A 16,591-nucleotide genomic window follows, 5' to 3' on the forward strand; every position below is an offset into this window, starting at 1 on the left:
AGGGGCGCAATTCTAACGTCACATTTCGCATTTGTGAAGGGGGGATGACAAGGTCGTGTACGGGCACCTCGTCGATCCCGGTAGAATTCGTCCGATCGACCCGACGGGTCCCCGCAACCGCCTCCCGTTTTCTCCCCGTGACCCACACCCTCGAACAACTGCAGGCCGGCCAACTGTCGGGCGCGCGGCAACTGAAGCTCGCGTGCGGACTGACCGAATTCCCGCGCGAGATCTTCGATCTGGCCGACACGCTCGAAGTGCTCGACCTGACCGGCAATGCGCTGTCCGCGCTGCCGGACGATCTGCCGCGGCTGCATCGCCTGCGCATTCTGTTCGCGTCGGGCAACCGCTTCACCGCGTTCCCCGACGTGCTCGGCGCGTGCGAACGACTCGACATGATCGGCTTCAAGGCGAACCGGATCCGCACGGTGCCGCGCGGCGCGCTGCCGCGTGCGCTGCGCTGGCTGATCCTGACCGACAATGCGATCGACGAACTGCCGGCCGACATCGGCGACTGCGCGCGGTTGCAGAAGCTCATGCTGGCCGGCAATCGGCTGCGGGCGCTGCCCGCGGAAATGGCCGCATGCCGCGCGCTGGAGCTGGTGCGCCTGTCGGCGAACCGGCTGCCCGCGTTGCCGGACTGGCTGCTGCGTCTGCCGCGTCTCGCGTGGCTCGCCGTGGCCGGCAATCCGTTCGGCGCGGCGCCGGAGGCCGCGGCGTCCGCCGGGTCGGACGTCGCGGAGATCGACTGGGCCGCGCTGTCATGTGAACGGAAACTGGGCGAGGGCGCGTCGGGTGTCATTTATCGCGCGCAATGGCGGGCGGACGGCCATCCGCCGCGGACGGTCGCGCTCAAGCTGTTCAAGGGCGCGGTGACGAGCGACGGCCTGCCCGATTGCGAAATGGCCGCATGCCTGCATGCCGGCCGCTACCCGTACCTGATCCCGGTGATCGGCAAGGTGCGCGGGCATCCGGACGGCACGCACGGCCTCGTGATGGAGCAGGTCGATCCTGCGCTGACGAACCTCGCCGGGCCACCGAGCTTCGCGTCCTGCACGCGCGACGTCTATGTCGCCGATACCAAATTCGATCCGGCGCACGCGTTGCGGATCGCGCACGGCATCGCGTCGGTCGCCGCCCATCTGCATGCGCGCGGCATCATGCATGGCGACCTGTATGCGCACAACATCCTGCACGACGGCGCAGGCGGCGCGTTGCTCGGCGATTTCGGGGCGGCGTCGCTGTACGACGTGAACGAGCGCACGCGCGGCGCGAGGTTCGAGCGGCTCGAAGTGCGCGCGTTCGGCTATCTGCTCGGCGAATTGCTCGAGCGCTGCGAACCGCACGCCGGCGCGCTCGATGCGCTGGCGGCGGCGTGCATGAACGAGGACGTCGACGCGCGGCCGTCGTTCGACGAGATCACGGCCGCGCTGGCCGCTCGCATGGGCTGATGGGGGCGGCTTACGCCTGCCGCGCGGTCAGCAGTTTGATACCGAGCCCGACGAACAGCAACCCGCTCGCACGCTTGAGCGCGCGCACCGCGCGGCTCATGCCGACGCCGCGATGCAGGCGGCGCACGCCGGCCGAATAGACGCTGTGAACGACCACGACCGTGCACGCGATCGTCGCGTACATCACGACGAACTGTAGCGCGAGCGGGCGATCGTGCACGACGAACTGCGGCATGAACGCGGACAGGAAGATCATCGTCTTCGGATTGCTGCCCGACACGAACAGCGCTTCGCGGAACAGCTTCCGGCGATCGGGCACGGCGAGTTCCACCGCGCCGCTCGATGCGACGCCGGCCTGGCGGTCGCCGCGCAACTGCCGGACCCCCAGAACCATCAGGTACGCTGCGCCGATCACCTTCATCGCGACGAACAGCGGCGGCATCGCCGCCAGCACCGCGCCGACGCCGAGCGCGACCAGCAGCACGACCACGCCCTGCGCGACGAGGTTGCCGGCGATCGTCGCGGCGGTGCCGTGCGCGCCGTAGCGCACCGTGTTGCGAATCACGAGCAGCACGTTGGGGCCCGGCGACAGCGTCGTGGCGAGATAGGCTGCGGCAAACAGCATCCAGGTCTGAATGGACATGCGGCGCTCCGAAAGGCGGTTCCGGCGGTCGGGATGAAGCGATGATCGCACGCCAATAATGGCGCGGACCGCTACCGCCGGAACCGTGCGGTAGCGGCGCGTCAGCGCGCGTCGCGCATGCAGTACGCGGGAATCGACGGCGGCGTGTCGATGGCGGCAGGCCGCGTCATCCACGCGATCCACGCGGCCCATAATCCGCAGGCGATCAGTACCGCGACGTTCAGCGGGGTCCGGTAGCGGACGATCAGGTCGGCCAGCGGCAGGCGGTTTTTCATGTGCCTCTCCTTCGGTCGTGAGGTCGGCGGCGTTACTGACCGGCGTAGGTCGGCGCCTTCGCGTCGCAGGTCACGGACACGGTCGAGCCGTCCGCGAAATGCAGCCGGAGCGGCACCTTCGTGCCGGGCGCGACGGCCTGGCGCGGTTCCTCCAGCATCACGTGATAGCTCTTCGGCTTGAACGTCAGCGTGCCGTGCGCCGGCACGACGACCGAGTCGACGTGCACCATCTTCGCGGTGCTGCCGCTCGTCTGCGTTTCATGCACCATCGCCATCCCGTAGGCGGGCGTGTCGATACCGGTCAGCGTCGCGGGCGCGTCGCCGCCGTTCTTCAGCGTGAAGTAGCCGGACGACGGCACCGTCGCCGGCATCGTGCGGATCCAGCACGCATCGGCCTGGATGGCCGGCGCGGCGAAGGTGGCGGACGCGTGCAGCGCCAGCGCGATGAGCAGGGCAGTCGGAAGAGGGCGTTTCATCATTTGTTCTCCTTATCGGGTGCGATGCCGACGGCATCGATGCGAATGCGGTCGGCACGGGGCGCCGATGCGCATTCCCGGCGTGACGTGCGTTACTTCAGCGTGAATGCATAGCGGCCGTGCGTGCGATGGCCGTCGCTGGCCACCGCGATCCACGCGACGGTATAGGCGCCGGGCTTCAGGCTCGCCAGTGCGACGTGCATCCGCTTCCGGTTGCCGGCGTCGACGGCCGACTTCCCGTCGACGACCGATTGCCCTTGGCTGTCGGTCACGGCGATCGAGCTGAACGCGGGCTCGAGCGCTTCGCCGAAATCGATCGTGACTGCGTGCGGCGCGCTCGACAGCGTGGCGTTGGGCGCCGGGTCCTGCATTTTCGGGAGCGCGTGCGCATGCGCGGCGTGGAGGGCGACGAAGCCGAGTGCGGCGAGTGCGCCGCGAACGAAAGTAGCGGTTTTCATGGCTGGGTGTGCGAGTAACGAATCGGATGGAAAAAGACGGATTCGACGGACGGCTGCGCGAGCGGCATCGATGTCGGCGGCGCTTAGCGCGGACGTGCGAGGGCGCGCATTCGCATGCGGGCGAATGCAGGCACGGCAATCCGAACCGGTGGCGGCCAACCGCGCACCCGGCACGACGCCGCGCGCAGCAGGGTGAGACATGATCGTCCTTCGAAACGTGACATGTCGCGCACGCGGGCGGCGTGCGCGGGCGACGCGATGCACGACGGCATCACGCGCAATGGCGACGGATCAGGACGTGAACGGCGGGGCGCGCGGTTGCGCGGCCGTGAGCGGCAGCGCGCGGCGCAGGCTTTCGAAGCGGGTTGCCGCGCGATGCTCGATCGCGTGCACGCGGGCCGCGAACGTCAGTTCGGGAGCGGGTAGCGCGGGCGTATGGGCAAGCAGGCTGCAGTAGCCGCATGCCTGCAGATGGGCCTGCAGGCTTTTCGTCGACGCATCGGCGGAGCGGTCGCCGGCGGCCGGCGCGGCCGAACAGTAGCCGGCCAGCAGCGCGTCGACGCGCCCCTGCGTGGTCAGCGCCTGCGAGATTGTCGGCGCGAGCGCCGTCATCAGGATGGCGAACATCCCGATCAGACTGCCGATCTTCCGGAGGCGACGACTCAGCATGCGATGCACGGCGGCGGGTGGACTGACGATGCGGGCGATTATGCCACGCACGTCGGTTCGCCGGTCGGCACCCACCTGCGGCATCGCGGCGCGCTATGCGTGCAGCGCCAGATACTTCGCGATCAGTGTCATCTGCGCGGCCCAGCCCTGGTCGTTCATGTCGCGCGCCGTCGCGCGACGCGCTTCGATCAACTGGTCGAAACCCGTTTCGGTGACCGTGAGCAGCGTGCCGCCGGCTTGTGCCGCGAGCGTGAACGTGACGAGCGTCATCGGTTCCGACGCGTAATCGACATTCGGATCGATCGCGAACGGATGCCAGCGAAACGAGAACAGTTGCTTGGGTTCGATACGGTCGACGACGATTTCGAACACGGTGCCCGCATAGGGCTCCTGCGCCTTGGCGACGTCGTCGTCGACGCGGGTCGGCGTGATGCGACCGAACAGCGACTGGCCGGCCTCGAACGGGCCGTCGAACGACACGCCGAACCACTGGCCGAATTCGCCGGAGTTGCTGACGGCTGCCCACACGCGGTCGGGCGACGCGGCGAGCAGCGTCTGTTTTTCGATGCGATCGGTTTGCTGGACCATCATGTTCTCCATGCAGGATCGAGCGTTGCAGAACGACGCGCGCGGCCGCGCGCCGCGTCTAGTCGAGCATGGCTGCGTCGGGCACGTCGAGCACGAGGTCCGACGTCGCGACGGCCACGCACGGCAGCGTATAGCCGTCGGCTTTTTCGTCGCGGGAGAGCCCCGGCCATTCGATCGTGTAGCGTACGCTGCCGCTGACGATCCGGCAAAGGCAGCTTCGGCACGTGCCGTTGCGGCACGAGCGCGGCAGCGATACGCGTGCGAACGCGGCGGCTTCGAGCACGGTCAGCGTATCGGGTGCGTCGAAGCTTGCGCCGAGCGGCTCGATGCGCACGACGGGCGGGTGTTCTGGATCGGTCATGAGTGAAGCGGGCGGCGGTTCGGCGGCAACGCGCCAAGCATACCCGAAGCCGCCGGCGGCCGACGGCCGCCAGCCGCGTGCGTCAGTGCCGCCGCAGATACCGGTACACGGTGTTGCGGGCGAGGCCGAGCTCGCGCGCGGCCGCCGATACGTTGCCGCCATGCCGCGCGAGCACCGCATCGATCATCGCGGCCTGGTGGCTGTGCAACGTCGTGCCTTCGCGTTTGCCGGCCGATGGGATCGATGCGGCCGGTATGGCTGCCGCCGACGTAGTGGCCGCATCGTCGCAGTCGAGCCAGAAATCGTCGGGCAAATGCGCGAGCGTGATCTCGGCTTCGTCTTCGGCGAGCATGCCGGCCGTGCGCAGCACGTTGGTCATCTGCCGCAGGTTGCCGGGCCAGCGGTGGCGCGCGAACGCGTCGAGCACGTCGGCCGCGAGGCGGCGCGGCATCGGCTCGCTGCGCGCGAGCCGCGCGAGGATCCGCTCGACGAGCGCCGGCAGGTCGGTGCGTGCGGCGAGCGCCGGCAGCGTGACCGCGAGCCCGTTGATCCGGTAGAACAGATCCTCGCGGAACGTGCCGTCCGCGATCATCGCGCGCAGGTCGCGGTGGGTCGCGCATACCACGCGCACGTCGACCGGCACCGCGCGTGCGCCGCCGAGCGGCATCACCGCGCGTTCCTGCAGCACGCGCATCAGCCGAACCTGCTGCGCGAGCGGCATGTCGCCGATTTCGTCGAGAAACAGCGTGCCGCCGTCGGCCTGCGCGATCTTGCCGGGGCTGCCGCGCTTGCGCGCGCCGGTGAACGCGCCGTCCTCATAGCCGAACAGTTCGGCCTCGATCAGCGAATCGGGCAGCGCCGCGCAGTTGACCGCGACGAACGGGCCGTCCGCGCGCGGCGACGCCTGGTGCAGCGCGCGGGCGAGCCATTCCTTGCCGGTGCCGGTCTGGCCGAGGATCAGCAGCGGCAGGTCGCGCCCGCGGATCTTCGCGACGCGTTCGAGCACGGCGGCCATGCGCGCGTCGCCGGTGTCGAGCGTCGCGAACGTGATCGCATCGGGGTCCGGCGCCCGCACGCGTGCGGCCGGTGCCGGCGGGGTGACGGCGACGGTCGTTTTCTGCGCTTCAGGGAATTCGCAGCGGGCGAGCACGCGCACGCCGGTCGACAGCGTGAGACGGAACGTGGCGCCCGGCGCGCGCGCGGCCTGCTGCGCGAGCTGGGCGAAGCGCATGCCGAACAACGCGTCGCTGGCCTGATGCTGCAGCGCGTCGAACGACGCGCCGAGCTGGAATTGGGCGCTGCGGTTCGCGGCGATCAGCCCGCCGTCGGGGCCGAACGCGACGAGCCCGGCGAACAGCGAATCGACGCAATCCTCGTGGGCGTGAAAGCGCAGCCGCAGCGCTTCGCCGCACTGGTTCGCGAACAGGTGGTTCTCGATCAGCTGCGCGGACATCCGCACGAGCGCGAGCGTATGCGGGCTGGAGCCGCGCGGGTCGCCGCTCACGTCCAGCGTGCCGAGCGTGCGGCCGAACGGATCGACGATCGGCGCGCACGCGCAGGTGAGGATGTGGTTCGCGCGCAGGAAGTGTTCGGCACCGTGCACGACGACGGCCTGGCCCGACGCGAGCGCGGTGCCGATCGCGTTGGTGCCGCGTGCGCCTTCGGCCCACGACACGCCGTTGCACAGCGCGACGCGGTTGGCTTTCTCGATGAAGTCGGCATCGCCGATGCTGTGCAGGATCACGCCGTCGGCGTCGGTCAGCAGCACGAGGCTTTGGGTCTCGGCGATCTGCGCATGGAGATCCTCCATCACCGGGCGGGCGTGCGAGAACAGCGTGTGGTTTGTGTCGAGCAGTTCGCGCAGCGCGACGCGCGACAGCGGCGCGAAATCGGGACGCTCGTGCGCGCGCAGGCCGACCGCGGTCGAACGCGCATGCGCCTGCGCGAGCAGGTCGGTACGCCCCGCGGTGGCGGGCAGCACGAAGGGTTGCGGCATGATGTGTCTCCTGTTCCCCGGAGCCGCCGGGGCCGACCGGATCGGAAGCGGCGGCGGAGTGCGTCTCCGCTCGCGGCGCACCATGGGGCGCGACAGCCGTTCGTCCGGGTACGCATCATCATACAAGCGCCACGTGCGATGCGCGACTGCCGATAAAATCCCCTTGCTTTCAAGCGCCCGCCTGCAATGATGGAAATGGAGCACGCACGCGCCGTGTTCCGCACTGCAACATGCATGCGACGCGACATGCATCCGTTCGGGAGACGCATCATGGTTCGGACGGAACTGAGAGTCGTGCTGGCGGCCATCGCCACCTTCATCATGCTGGGCGGCATTGCCGTGGCGATCCACGGATTGCTGTTCGATCTGACCGATGCGGTGAGATACGGGGCGGCCGCGATTGCGGTGGGCGTCACGACCGCCGCGATCGCGCTCAACATCTGGCCGACCGATCCGCACTGACGCCGTTTTCCGAAACGGTGCCGGATGCCGCGCAGATCAGACGAAATGCGCGTCGGAACGACGCACACCGAAATTTTTGTGTCCCGCGCGAAACCGTCTAAAGTGGAATTCAACCGGCATGCAGCGACCGCGCCACACTCCGCGGTCGGGGCCTCCGCCGGCGAGCCCGCGTACATTTCGTCCGGCCGGTAGCGGACGACGGACGCGGTCATTCGTTTTCTACCGGTCGAGGCGGCTCCCATGCAGATCCATTTCACGAACGAGAAGCCGGAGTATTCGGGGCGTGACCTGATGCTGGGGTTCACGGCGCTGGTCAATGGCGAGCGGGTCCAATGCCAGATCACCGCCGAGGCGCTGGAAGACCACTTCGGCGCGGCATCGCCGCGCTTCGAGGACATGGTCGGCGCATTCGACCAGCACCGCGAGCGTATCGAGGCGGCCGCACGGCGCCTGCTGTCGGAAACGCGCGCGCAATGCGTGACGCTGCGCAGCGGCTACGTGCGTTTCTACGAGGCGAACTGGCGCTGACGGCACGACGCCCGTCTCGCGGCGCGCCCGGGCGCGGCGCACGCGAAGACGCCGCCTTTCACGCAATGCCGTTCGGTGGGGCCGGGCGGCATTTTCGTATGCGGGCGGCGCCGGTCGACCGGGCGCACGCACGACGCAGCGCGGCGCGGCGATTCTCGGGATCGCAGAAAAAATCGCGAGGAAACAGAAACGCCACCCGGAGGTGGCGTTTTTTCATCATGCCGCGCTGCGATGCGCTTCGCTTACTCGCTGCCGAGATAGAAGAAGCGGAACAGGAACACGGCCGCGATGATCCACACGATCGGCTTGACCGTGCGCGCCTGGCCCGTCAGCAGCTTGAGGCCGCCGTATGCGATGAAGCCGAACGCGACGCCGTTCGCGATCGAGTACGTGAACGGCATCAGCAGCGCGGTCAGCGCGGCCGGCACGGCTTCCGTCGCATCGTCCCACGGTACTTCGACCATCTCGCGCAGCATCAGGCACGACACGTACAGCAGCGCCGGCGCCGTTGCGTAGGCCGGCACGACGCCGGCGAGCGGGGCGATGAACAGGCACGCGAGGAACAGCACCGCGACGGTGATCGCCGTCACGCCCGTGCGGCCGCCGGCCTGTACGCCCGATGCGCTTTCGATATACGCGGTGGTCGACGACGTGCCGAGCACCGAGCCCGCGACGATTGCCGTGCTGTCGGCGAGCAGCGCCTTGTTCAGGCGGTTCATCTTGCCCTCGACGAGCAGGCCCGCGCGGTTCGCGACGCCCATCAGCGTACCCGTCGCATCGAACAGCTCGACGAGGAAGAACACGAGGATCACGTTGATGATGCCGGTCGACAGCGCGGCGCCGATGTCGAGCTTGAACAGCGTTGCATCGATCGACGGCGGCGCGGAGAACACGCCGTGGAACTGGTTGTCGCCGAAGAAGAACGACAGCACCGTGACGCCGATGATGCCGATCAGGATCGCGCCGCGCACGCGCAGGTGGTCGAGCGTGACGATCGTGAAGAAGCCGACGATCGCGAGGATCGTCGTGGGCTTGTGCAGATCGCCGAGCGTGACGAGCGTGGCCGGGTTGCCGACGATCACGCCCGACGTCTTCAGCGAGATGATGCCGAGGAACAGGCCGATACCGGCGGTGATCGAGATCCGCAGCGATTTCGGAATGCCGTTGACGATCGCCTCGCGCACGCGGAACAGCGTGACGAGCAGGAACAGGCAGCCGGAGATGAACACCGCGCCGAGCGCGGCCTGCCACGTGAAGCCCATCCCCTTGACGACCGTGTACGCGAAATACGCGTTCAGGCCCATGCCGGGCGCGCAGGCGATCGGGTAGTTCGCGTACAGCCCCATGATGATCGACGCCAGCGCCGCGACGAGGCAGGTCGCGACGAACACGGATTCCTTCGGCATGCCGGCATCGCCGAGGATCGCGGGGTTGACGAAGATGATGTAGGCCATCGTCAGGAACGTGGTGACGCCCGCGAGTATCTCGGTGCGGAAGTCGGTGCCGGCTTCAGCGAAGCCGAAATACCGCTTGATGGATTCCATGAAGGCGTTTCTCCGGTCGGATCGTGTTGATTGTTGTGCCGAATTGTTCTACAGGCAGCGCGCGGCGGGCTTAATGTAACCAGCCACTATTGCGCGGCTATCGGCGGATTGTAATAGCGCGGATAGCTCGGACGATATAGTTGGAGGGCACGATCGGTTGCCTGCGCGCGAACGGCCTGGCAGCCCGGCCGCGCGACGAAGGCGCGCATTTTACCGGTTCGCGCGGCGCGGACCGGCAGAAATGGCGGAAACGGGCGAAACGAAGGAAGCGGAAGCAGGAGGAATGCGGAAAACCGGCCGATGCGTGCGCAACGGCACGGCGGCCGCGTCGCGCATGGCGAGTGTGCGACGGCTTGCGACTGAAACCGCGCGCCCGCACGTGCGCGCGGCCGGTACGAATGCCCGGCAGCTGCCATTCATCAGCCCAGGCGGCTGCAGATATCGGGCTATCCTGCGCCGAAGCCGTCCCGTCCGCAACTGTCATTTCGCGATGCGGGCGCGACTGTGGTTTCTGTGTAAAAGATTGCAAGACCCCATCGCATAAACCGGCAAGTCTTTCTAGGATAGATACACCGCGCATGCACACGCCGGCCGGTAATTGCCGACGCGGGGGAGTCGCAGTCCGTGCAGGCCAGGCGGTGAATGGCGGTCAAGGCCGTTGCGCGTTTGGGCAGGCACGGCCGGTCAGGCGCGGCAGATTGCGATTGCCCGATGCGGGTTCGTCCGTAAATCACGGAGGTCAGCATGTTGAACTGGATCAGCCGTTGGGCGATGCGACACGCCCCCACGCCGGAAAAAACCGCTGCATCGATGCTCGTGACGGCGCGCATGGAACTGTTCGCAGCCGAACAGCGCGTCATCGATGCGAAATTACAAGCGGATTACTGGCGTACACGAGTGTCATTCCTCGAAGAGGTGCAGAAGCAGGGCATCGATCCGTGGGTGACCTCGCAGGCAGCGCAACGTCCCGACCTCGATTCCACTCCACGGAGCACGGGCCCGCGCCTCGCCGCCAGCACCTGATGCGCACACTGCATCCGGTCGTTGCGCACGGCGTGCGATCGCTCGCGGCACGCACTGGTGTGCCGCGGCATTCGATGCGCACCTGCGGCGTGCTGCGCCGCGGGTGCGTCCGTTTCCGGTCGCGGCCGTTCCGCGTCTCGCGTGCTTGACGGCACGTCGCTCATCCGCTGCTTCTCCCTATCCCGACGAGCAAACGTTGCACTTGCGCGAGCGCGCGCCTGAAGCGCTCGCCGCGGCGCACGTACGCGGTCGTGATCGTCGCTTCGGCCGATCGGTCGGCGTCGGTGCCGATCCAGATGCGCTCGCCGCGCGCGATGCGCAGCACGTCGCCGGGCCGCACCCAGTCGTCGTCGACGCTCGGCGGGCGCGTGACCCACAGCGCCGCGCCATGCGCGCGGAGCTCCGCATCCTGCGGCGCGCGCCAGGTCATCGTCGTGCGCGGCGCGATCGCGAAACGGATCACGACAGTCGGTAGTGCGATCGTGCCGGTGCGGCGCCGATCGGGACGATCAAACAGCTGGCTTGCCTGGTCCATCGTCTTCTCCATTCAGTGAGCCGGACGGATGACGCGCACCAGAACAAAAAGGCCTCATCCGTTTCCGGCGAGGCCTTGTGTGACATGCGGTACTGCTCGATTGCTAACGCACAAGCGCCTCCCGTGAATCATTCTTTCGAATGTTCATCGAGCAATGAATCGCGACGGCGATGAGCTTGAACGTAGGCATGCGATCGATTTTGTTGTCGGGCCGCAGTGTTGTCAACGACTATTTTCGGGAGAGGCGCGGGCGATACGTTGCCGCGCGCGTGCTGCGTTTCACGAGGTCGCTGCGCGCGCGGATCGAGCGCGCAGCGATGCACGATGCGTCGCTCGGGACATCATCGACGTCGTTCGCCCAGCATGGTGCGCAACTGCGCGAGCGCGCGCGCAAGCCACGCGTCGCGCTTCGTCACTTACACGGTCGTGATCGAGGCTGCGGCGGGCCGCTCGTCGTCGGTGCTGATCCAGATGCGATCGCCGCGCTGCACGCGCAGCACGTCGCCGGTTCGAATCCAGTAATCGTCGACGCTGCCCAGCCGCGTGATCCACAGCGTCGCATCGTGCACACGGATCTCGGCGTCGTGCCGGGCACGCCACGCCAGCGTCCTGCGCGGCGCGACCGTGAAATGCAGCTCGACGCTCGGCAATGCGATTGCGTCGGTGCGGCGCCGATCGCGACAAACAACCAGCCGGCTTGCTTGGTCCATCGTCATCTCCATCCGTTGAGCCGGGCGGGATGACGCGCACCAAAACAAAAGGCCTCATCCGTTTCCGGCGAGGCCTCGTGACATGCGCAACTGAATCTCGATGCTAACGCACAAGCGCCCCCGGTGATCGCCACGCATGGGCGTTCACTCGTGTTTTATGCGCGATGGCGTTGGGCTTGAGCATAGGCATGCGAACGAGTGTGTCGTGGCAGCGCGGCGCTGTCAACGGCAATTTCGAGATACGTGGCGGTTACGCGTCGCGTTGTGCAAGGCCGTTCACGAGCAGCTCGGACAGCAGGCCCGTCATCGATGCGAAATTACAGGCGGATTACTGGCGCACACGGGTGTCATTTCTCGAGGAGGTGCAAAAGCAAGGCATCGACCCGTGGGCGATCTCGCAGGCGGCGCAACGCCCCGACCTCGATTCCACTCCTCGGAGCACGGGCCCGCGTCTCGCCGCCAGCACCTGATGCGCGCATTTCTTCGAGCAGGTTCAGTCGTTCAGCAACGTTTCGATGGCGGGTGCGGAAACCGCACCGGACATCATGCGGCCGTTCGCGTTGAACAGCGTCGGCGTGCCGCGCAGGCCCAACGCAAGGCCGAGCGAGCGGATCTGCGCGAGCGGTGCGGCACACGTGCCGGCGGCAGGTTGCGCGTTGTCGATCATCCACGCTTTCCACGCCGCATTCCGGTCATTCGCGCACCAGACGCCACGCGCATGCACGGCGGCCTGCGGATGGAGTCCCTCGAGCGGATAGAGGAAGGTGTGAATGGTGACGTTGTCGATCCGTTCAAGCGTGCGCTCCAGTCTTTTGCAATGGGAACAATCCGGATCGGAGAAGACATAGAGCGTGCGCTTGCCGTTGCCGCGAACCGTCTTGATCGCGTGGTCGCGCGCCATCGACGCGAGAACCCGGCCGGTGTCGCGCTCCGCAATGCGGGTGCCGGAGGGCAGCGCGATCGCGCCGGAAGACGCCGCAGGCGCGCCGTGACTTGCCGGTGCGGGCGCCGCGTTCAGGATGGAGGGGAGGCTCGCGAGCAGGCTCGCAAGCACGGTCAACTGGAGCAGTGTTCGTTTGGTCATATTGATACGGTATGCGAATAATGTGGAAGGTCCGCACACCAGATGAAAAACGAGTGCGAGCCCGGTTCAGTGCATGCCGTGAACGAGTCGGCGATGCCCGGGCGACCGGGCATCGTGCCGGCTTGCTCGGGCAACGCGCGCGGCGCTCAGCGGCTGGCTGCTTCCTCCGTGCTCGCCTGGTCGCTGGTCTGTTGCTGGGCAGCGGGCGCGTCGTGGTCAGGATCGTCGCAGGCCACGGCGTTGCCGCTGACGGCGAATGCTGCGGCGAGAGCAAGTATCACTCGGGATGCGTTCATCAGATAATCTCCGGTTTCGATGGGTGGGAACGCCTTTTGGGGTGACACAAGGCGTTCGGGATTCGTATTGTGTCCACGCGGCATCGATGCGACCAACTTCCTGAAAAGAATCTCAATACGCGAGTGCTTTCGGTCCCTTGTTCCCGCTGGCGCGCAAGCTCGAAAAAAAGGCCTCGACCGTTTCCGGCGAGGCCTTGTGTGAGGGGCGGCGGTACTGATCGGCGCGCTCACGCACCAGCGCCACCGATGACGCGCCGATTCGTGCATGTGCCCGGCGATGGAGCGCGATGGCGATGAGCGCGAACACCGGCACGCGAGCGAGCGCGTCGCCGCGCAGCGGCGGCGTCAACGACAGTTTTCGATGCGGGCGCGGGTTACGCGTCGCGTTGCGCGAGGCCGTTCACGAGCAGCTCGGACAGCAGGCCCGTCATCCCTGCCGGGTGCGTGGCCGCGCGGGCCTTCAGTTGTTCGACCAGCTCGGCGTTGAGCTTGCACGCGAACGGCACGAGGCCCTGTTCCTGGTCGAGCTTGCGCTGCGCGCGACGGTCCAGCTTGGCCGCTTCGTCGGCGCCCTTGCCGAAACGCGCGGAGCTCGACTGTTTCATCGCATGCGTCAGCTTGAGCGCCTTGTTCTTTTCGAGATCGGTTTTCTTCATGGCCATCGCGGCACCTCCGGGAAATTGAAGCCGCGATTGTACGCATTTCGGCGGGCGCCGCCCCCGAACCGGCCGGAAGCCCGCTTATGCGCCTTTCGTCGTGCCCCAGTTGCCGCCGTGCGCGGCCGCCTGCGCGGCCGGCGAGCGCGCGAGGTACGCGAGCGCCTGCTCGGTCGAGCCTTCGCGGTGCGGCGTATAGCCCGGCTTGAAATAGCGCAGCGCCGCGCCGATCACCTTCCAGAACGACGGCAGGTGCCCGCGCCGCGAACCCTGCCACCACGCGAGCACGAAGCCCGGGTAGCGGCCGGCGTCCGGGTCGCGCCGGTACATGAACTTCGCCCCGGTCGTGATGTAGTAGAGCAGCAGCAGGATCACGAACGCCATGTGCACGCAGCGCTCCGGATAGGTGCCGCCCAGGTGCCGGTAGATGTCGAACGCGACGGTGCGGTGCTCGACTTCCTCGGCGCCGTGCCAGCGCAGCAGGTCGACCATCGTCGGGTCCGCACGGCCTTCGTCGAGCCCGTGCGCGTTCAGCACCCAGTTGCCGAGATAGCCGAAGAAATGCTCGAGCGACGCGATCACCGCGAGTTGTTGCCGCAGCCAGAAGCGCGTATGGCCGATCTTCAGCCCGAGCGGGGCTTCGCCGAGCACGCGCGTGAACAGCCGGTTGAGCTTCTGCGTGAACGGCTTCGTGTCGATGCCGTGGCGGTCGTAGTAGTGCTTCAGTACGCCGCCGTGCGAGCGCGAATGCACGGCTTCCTGCCGCAGGAAGCCTTCGGCTTCGTCGCGCAGGCGTGCATCGGCGATCAGCGGCAGCGCCTTGTTGTACACGCGGCAGAACCACAGCTCGCCTTCCGGGAACAGCAGGTTCAGGGTGTTGATGATGTGCGTGCTGCCCGGATCGTTCGGCACCCAGGTGACCGGCGTGTCGCTGAAGTCGAACTTCACGTGCCGGGCCCTGATCTTGTGATAGTCGGCGGTATCGGTCATGTTGTCCCCCTGTCCTTGTGCGGCGTCGTGCGCCGTCAATGCGACGCCATGCTGATGCGCGCGATCATCCGGCCCAGCCACGGCATGAAGCGGCCGACGAAGCGCAGCGCGTGCGCTTCGCCGCCGACCGCGACGACGGGGCGGTTGCGCAGCACGCCGTCGACGATCGCCTGCGCGACGGTTTCGGGTTTCAGGCCGCGCATCTGGTACAGCCTGGTCGCGCGCTTGCGCAGCCGTGCTTCGTCCTGCGCGTCGGCGCCCGCGTAGTGCGTCGACGCCATGATTCCCGTCTCCGCGAAACCGGGGCACACGGCCGTCACGCCGATGCCTTTGTCCGCGAGCTCCGCGCGCATGCATTCGCTGAGCATCAGCACCGCGGCCTTCGTCGTCGCATACGCGGGCAGGTCGCGCGACGGCCCGAACGCGGCGGCCGATGCGGTATTGACGATGTGCCCGCCGGTGCCGCGCGCGGCCATCTGCTGCGCGAACAACCGCGAGCCGTGGATCACGCCCCACAGATTCACGTGCAGGATGCGCTCCCAGTGCCGCGTGCTCGTGTCGAGGATGCCGCCGGCCATGCCGATGCCCGCGTTGTTGATCACGACGTCCGCGCCGCCGAGTTCGCTGCCGACCCATGCCGCGAGCGTTTCCATTTCGTCGGCGGACCCGACGTCGACGCGCTTCGCATGCGCGTGCGCGCCGGTCAGCCCGATGAGCAGCGCGGTGCGTTCGGCGCTCGCGAAATCGATGTCGCATGCGACGACCGTCGCGCCTTCGCGGGCGAAGGCCAGCGCCGCGCAGCGGCCGATCCCGCTGCCCGCGCCGGTGACGACCGCGACCTCGCCGCCGAAGCGCCCGCTGGTGGCGCGGCGGCGCGCGTTCGCGAGCGCGGGCGGTTCGTTGCCGGATTCGACCGCGTCGATCAATTGCCCGGCGAGATCCGCGATGCGCGCGGGATCGGCGAGCGGCAGCCAGTGGCCGGCCGCGACTTCGCGGCGATAGTACTGCGGCACCCAGCGCGACAGGTTCTCCGACAGCGCGGGGCTCACGTATTTGTCGCCGAGCGGCACGATCGTCTGCACCGGTGCGTGCGCATAGCGTTCGCGCGGCGCGAACAGGCAGCGGATGAAGTTCGCGCGATACAGGCGCACGCCGCGCGCGCCGTCGTCGGCCTGGGTCGGGCGCGGCGCGACAGGCGTTTTCTCGAGCCGGCGCAGCAGGCCCGGCCACGCGCGGCCCAGCCACAGCCGCCAGCCGAGTTCGGGAAGAAACGGCAGGTGGAACAGATACACGTACCACGAGCGCACGAGCTGGCCGCCGAGCCTGGCGAGCGATGCGGGCGTCGGGTGCAGCACGCGTTCGCGCAGCCAGAAGCCGACGTGGTCGAGGCACGGCCCCGAGCACGACGTATACGACGCGATACGGCTGGCCAGGCGCGGATCGGTGACGAATTCCCAGCCCTGGATCGACCCCCAGTCGTGTGCGACCAGGTGCACGGCCCGGCCGGGGCAGAGCGCATCGATCACCGCGACGAAATCGTCGGTCAGCTTCGCGAGATGGTAGTCGGCCGTGCGCGTCGGCACGCCGGACAGGCCCGCGCCGCGCACGTCGTACGCGATCACGTAGTGTCGGCGCGCGAGCAGCGGCGCGACGTGCTGCCAGACGCTGCTGTCGTCGGGATAGCCGTGCACGAGCACGACCGGCGAGCGGGCCGGGTCGCCCCAGGTCCGGACCGCGAGCGTCAGGTCGCCGGAGGCGACCGCCGTTTCGCCGTGAACCGATTCGAACAGGGCCAGCGGCGCTTCGTCGGAAAGAGGCTGCATCGTGAGTCCGTCGTTCAGGGAGT

20 protein-coding genes and 1 pseudogene are annotated in these 16,591 nt (G+C 67.8%); 4 read left to right on the forward strand and 17 right to left on the reverse strand.

Annotated features, from left to right (window positions below; translation table 11 throughout):
- Nucleotides 1–137: 137 nt before the first annotated feature.
- On the forward strand, nucleotides 138–1,451 hold the full coding sequence (locus tag KR541_RS23230) for a leucine-rich repeat-containing protein kinase family protein (RefSeq protein WP_089489600.1): 1,314 nt from the start codon (nucleotides 138–140) through the stop codon (nucleotides 1,449–1,451).
- A gap of 10 nt (nucleotides 1,452–1,461) precedes the next feature.
- Here the strand turns inward: KR541_RS23230 and KR541_RS23235 are convergent, their stop codons facing one another.
- The 8 genes from KR541_RS23235 to KR541_RS23270 form a co-directional block, all read right to left on the reverse strand.
- Nucleotides 1,462–2,094 (reverse strand): LysE family translocator, encoded by a 633-nt coding sequence (locus tag KR541_RS23235; RefSeq protein WP_089489599.1) that lies wholly within the window; start codon nucleotides 2,092–2,094, stop codon nucleotides 1,462–1,464.
- A 101-nt stretch (nucleotides 2,095–2,195) separates the two neighbouring features.
- Nucleotides 2,196–2,369, reverse strand: coding sequence for a hypothetical protein (locus KR541_RS23240; RefSeq protein ID WP_165948044.1), 174 nt, complete (start codon nucleotides 2,367–2,369; stop codon nucleotides 2,196–2,198).
- A gap of 32 nt (nucleotides 2,370–2,401) precedes the next feature.
- A complete protein-coding gene (locus tag KR541_RS23245) occupies nucleotides 2,402–2,845 on the reverse strand; it encodes a copper chaperone PCu(A)C (RefSeq protein WP_050012450.1) in 444 nt (147 codons plus the stop codon).
- 92 nt (nucleotides 2,846–2,937) lie between these two features.
- The gene (locus KR541_RS23250) at nucleotides 2,938–3,303 is read right to left on the reverse strand and encodes a copper resistance CopC family protein (RefSeq protein ID WP_050012375.1); all 366 of its coding nucleotides are present in this window, start codon (nucleotides 3,301–3,303) and stop codon (nucleotides 2,938–2,940) included.
- Between the two features lie 291 nt (nucleotides 3,304–3,594).
- Nucleotides 3,595–3,972 (reverse strand): DUF2946 domain-containing protein, encoded by a 378-nt coding sequence (locus KR541_RS23255; RefSeq protein WP_050012451.1) that lies wholly within the window; start codon nucleotides 3,970–3,972, stop codon nucleotides 3,595–3,597.
- 93 nt (nucleotides 3,973–4,065) lie between these two features.
- The gene (locus KR541_RS23260; protein ID WP_050012452.1) at nucleotides 4,066–4,560 is read right to left on the reverse strand and encodes an SRPBCC family protein; all 495 of its coding nucleotides are present in this window, start codon (nucleotides 4,558–4,560) and stop codon (nucleotides 4,066–4,068) included.
- Nucleotides 4,561–4,618: 58 nt separating this feature from the next.
- Complete coding sequence (locus KR541_RS23265; protein ID WP_050012376.1) at nucleotides 4,619–4,921, reverse strand: 2Fe-2S iron-sulfur cluster-binding protein; 303 nt, start codon at nucleotides 4,919–4,921, stop codon at nucleotides 4,619–4,621.
- Between the two features lie 82 nt (nucleotides 4,922–5,003).
- Entirely contained in the window at nucleotides 5,004–6,917 is a 1,914-nt protein-coding gene (locus KR541_RS23270; RefSeq protein WP_050012377.1) for a sigma-54-dependent Fis family transcriptional regulator, read from the reverse strand.
- 186 nt (nucleotides 6,918–7,103) lie between these two features.
- Here KR541_RS23270 and KR541_RS37065 point away from each other — a divergent pair, with 186 nt between their 5' ends.
- Nucleotides 7,104–7,379, forward strand: coding sequence for a DUF2964 family protein (locus KR541_RS37065; RefSeq protein ID WP_235356163.1), 276 nt, complete (start codon nucleotides 7,104–7,106; stop codon nucleotides 7,377–7,379).
- A gap of 240 nt (nucleotides 7,380–7,619) precedes the next feature.
- A complete protein-coding gene (locus KR541_RS23280; protein WP_006486743.1) occupies nucleotides 7,620–7,907 on the forward strand; it encodes a DUF1488 family protein in 288 nt (95 codons plus the stop codon).
- 242 nt (nucleotides 7,908–8,149) lie between these two features.
- Here KR541_RS23280 and KR541_RS23285 read toward each other — a convergent pair whose 3' ends face one another.
- On the reverse strand, nucleotides 8,150–9,451 hold the full coding sequence (locus KR541_RS23285) for an NCS2 family permease (RefSeq protein ID WP_050012378.1): 1,302 nt from the start codon (nucleotides 9,449–9,451) through the stop codon (nucleotides 8,150–8,152).
- A gap of 744 nt (nucleotides 9,452–10,195) precedes the next feature.
- Here KR541_RS23285 and KR541_RS23290 point away from each other — a divergent pair.
- Nucleotides 10,196–10,474, forward strand: coding sequence for a hypothetical protein (locus tag KR541_RS23290; RefSeq protein ID WP_006480752.1), 279 nt, complete (start codon nucleotides 10,196–10,198; stop codon nucleotides 10,472–10,474).
- Nucleotides 10,475–10,634: 160 nt separating this feature from the next.
- On the opposite strand, the gene KR541_RS23295 is transcribed toward KR541_RS23290, so the two are convergent.
- From KR541_RS23295 to KR541_RS23330, 8 genes and pseudogenes are all read right to left on the reverse strand, one after another.
- A complete protein-coding gene (locus KR541_RS23295) occupies nucleotides 10,635–11,009 on the reverse strand; it encodes a DUF2917 domain-containing protein (RefSeq protein ID WP_050012379.1) in 375 nt (124 codons plus the stop codon).
- A 341-nt stretch (nucleotides 11,010–11,350) separates the two neighbouring features.
- Nucleotides 11,351–11,719: pseudogene (locus KR541_RS23300) on the reverse strand (DUF2917 domain-containing protein).
- Between the two features lie 493 nt (nucleotides 11,720–12,212).
- Complete coding sequence (locus KR541_RS23305) at nucleotides 12,213–12,773, reverse strand: DsbC family protein (protein ID WP_235356169.1); 561 nt, start codon at nucleotides 12,771–12,773, stop codon at nucleotides 12,213–12,215.
- A gap of 176 nt (nucleotides 12,774–12,949) precedes the next feature.
- On the reverse strand, nucleotides 12,950–13,099 hold the full coding sequence (locus tag KR541_RS23310; RefSeq protein ID WP_160300503.1) for a hypothetical protein: 150 nt from the start codon (nucleotides 13,097–13,099) through the stop codon (nucleotides 12,950–12,952).
- A gap of 112 nt (nucleotides 13,100–13,211) precedes the next feature.
- Nucleotides 13,212–13,448 (reverse strand): hypothetical protein, encoded by a 237-nt coding sequence (locus KR541_RS23315; RefSeq protein WP_050012382.1) that lies wholly within the window; start codon nucleotides 13,446–13,448, stop codon nucleotides 13,212–13,214.
- Nucleotides 13,449–13,473: 25 nt separating this feature from the next.
- Complete coding sequence (locus KR541_RS23320; protein ID WP_050012383.1) at nucleotides 13,474–13,761, reverse strand: hypothetical protein; 288 nt, start codon at nucleotides 13,759–13,761, stop codon at nucleotides 13,474–13,476.
- 78 nt (nucleotides 13,762–13,839) lie between these two features.
- Nucleotides 13,840–14,745, reverse strand: coding sequence for a metal-dependent hydrolase (locus KR541_RS23325; RefSeq protein ID WP_089489596.1), 906 nt, complete (start codon nucleotides 14,743–14,745; stop codon nucleotides 13,840–13,842).
- 35 nt (nucleotides 14,746–14,780) lie between these two features.
- The gene (locus KR541_RS23330; RefSeq protein WP_216089817.1) at nucleotides 14,781–16,568 is read right to left on the reverse strand and encodes an SDR family oxidoreductase; all 1,788 of its coding nucleotides are present in this window, start codon (nucleotides 16,566–16,568) and stop codon (nucleotides 14,781–14,783) included.
- Between the last annotated feature and the right edge of the window lie 23 nt (nucleotides 16,569–16,591).

Origin of the sequence: Burkholderia sola (genome assembly GCF_905400185.1) — a bacterium.
Lineage (GTDB): Bacteria > Pseudomonadota > Gammaproteobacteria > Burkholderiales > Burkholderiaceae > Burkholderia > Burkholderia sola.

What these genes read in the sequence shown, in the direction of transcription:
- KR541_RS23235 (WP_089489599.1), bottom strand. Translation starts at nt 2,094, where the DNA reads ATGTCCATTCAGACCTGGATGCTGTTTGCCGCAGCCTATCTCGCCACG.
- KR541_RS23240 (WP_165948044.1), bottom strand. Translation starts at nt 2,369, where the DNA reads ATGAAAAACCGCCTGCCGCTGGCCGACCTGATCGTCCGCTACCGGACC.
- KR541_RS23245 (WP_050012450.1), bottom strand. Translation starts at nt 2,845, where the DNA reads ATGAAACGCCCTCTTCCGACTGCCCTGCTCATCGCGCTGGCGCTGCAC.
- KR541_RS23250 (WP_050012375.1), bottom strand. Translation starts at nt 3,303, where the DNA reads ATGAAAACCGCTACTTTCGTTCGCGGCGCACTCGCCGCACTCGGCTTC.
- KR541_RS23255 (WP_050012451.1), bottom strand. Translation starts at nt 3,972, where the DNA reads ATGCTGAGTCGTCGCCTCCGGAAGATCGGCAGTCTGATCGGGATGTTC.
- KR541_RS23260 (WP_050012452.1), bottom strand. Translation starts at nt 4,560, where the DNA reads ATGGTCCAGCAAACCGATCGCATCGAAAAACAGACGCTGCTCGCCGCG.
- KR541_RS23265 (WP_050012376.1), bottom strand. Translation starts at nt 4,921, where the DNA reads ATGACCGATCCAGAACACCCGCCCGTCGTGCGCATCGAGCCGCTCGGC.
- KR541_RS23270 (WP_050012377.1), bottom strand. Translation starts at nt 6,917, where the DNA reads ATGCCGCAACCCTTCGTGCTGCCCGCCACCGCGGGGCGTACCGACCTG.
- KR541_RS37065 (WP_235356163.1), top strand. Translation starts at nt 7,104, where the DNA reads ATGATGGAAATGGAGCACGCACGCGCCGTGTTCCGCACTGCAACATGC.
- KR541_RS23280 (WP_006486743.1), top strand. Translation starts at nt 7,620, where the DNA reads ATGCAGATCCATTTCACGAACGAGAAGCCGGAGTATTCGGGGCGTGAC.
- KR541_RS23285 (WP_050012378.1), bottom strand. Translation starts at nt 9,451, where the DNA reads ATGGAATCCATCAAGCGGTATTTCGGCTTCGCTGAAGCCGGCACCGAC.
- KR541_RS23290 (WP_006480752.1), top strand. Translation starts at nt 10,196, where the DNA reads ATGTTGAACTGGATCAGCCGTTGGGCGATGCGACACGCCCCCACGCCG.
- KR541_RS23295 (WP_050012379.1), bottom strand. Translation starts at nt 11,009, where the DNA reads ATGGACCAGGCAAGCCAGCTGTTTGATCGTCCCGATCGGCGCCGCACC.
- KR541_RS23310 (WP_160300503.1), bottom strand. Translation starts at nt 13,099, where the DNA reads ATGAACGCATCCCGAGTGATACTTGCTCTCGCCGCAGCATTCGCCGTC.
- KR541_RS23320 (WP_050012383.1), bottom strand. Translation starts at nt 13,761, where the DNA reads ATGGCCATGAAGAAAACCGATCTCGAAAAGAACAAGGCGCTCAAGCTG.
- KR541_RS23325 (WP_089489596.1), bottom strand. Translation starts at nt 14,745, where the DNA reads ATGACCGATACCGCCGACTATCACAAGATCAGGGCCCGGCACGTGAAG.
- KR541_RS23330 (WP_216089817.1), bottom strand. Translation starts at nt 16,568, where the DNA reads ATGCAGCCTCTTTCCGACGAAGCGCCGCTGGCCCTGTTCGAATCGGTT.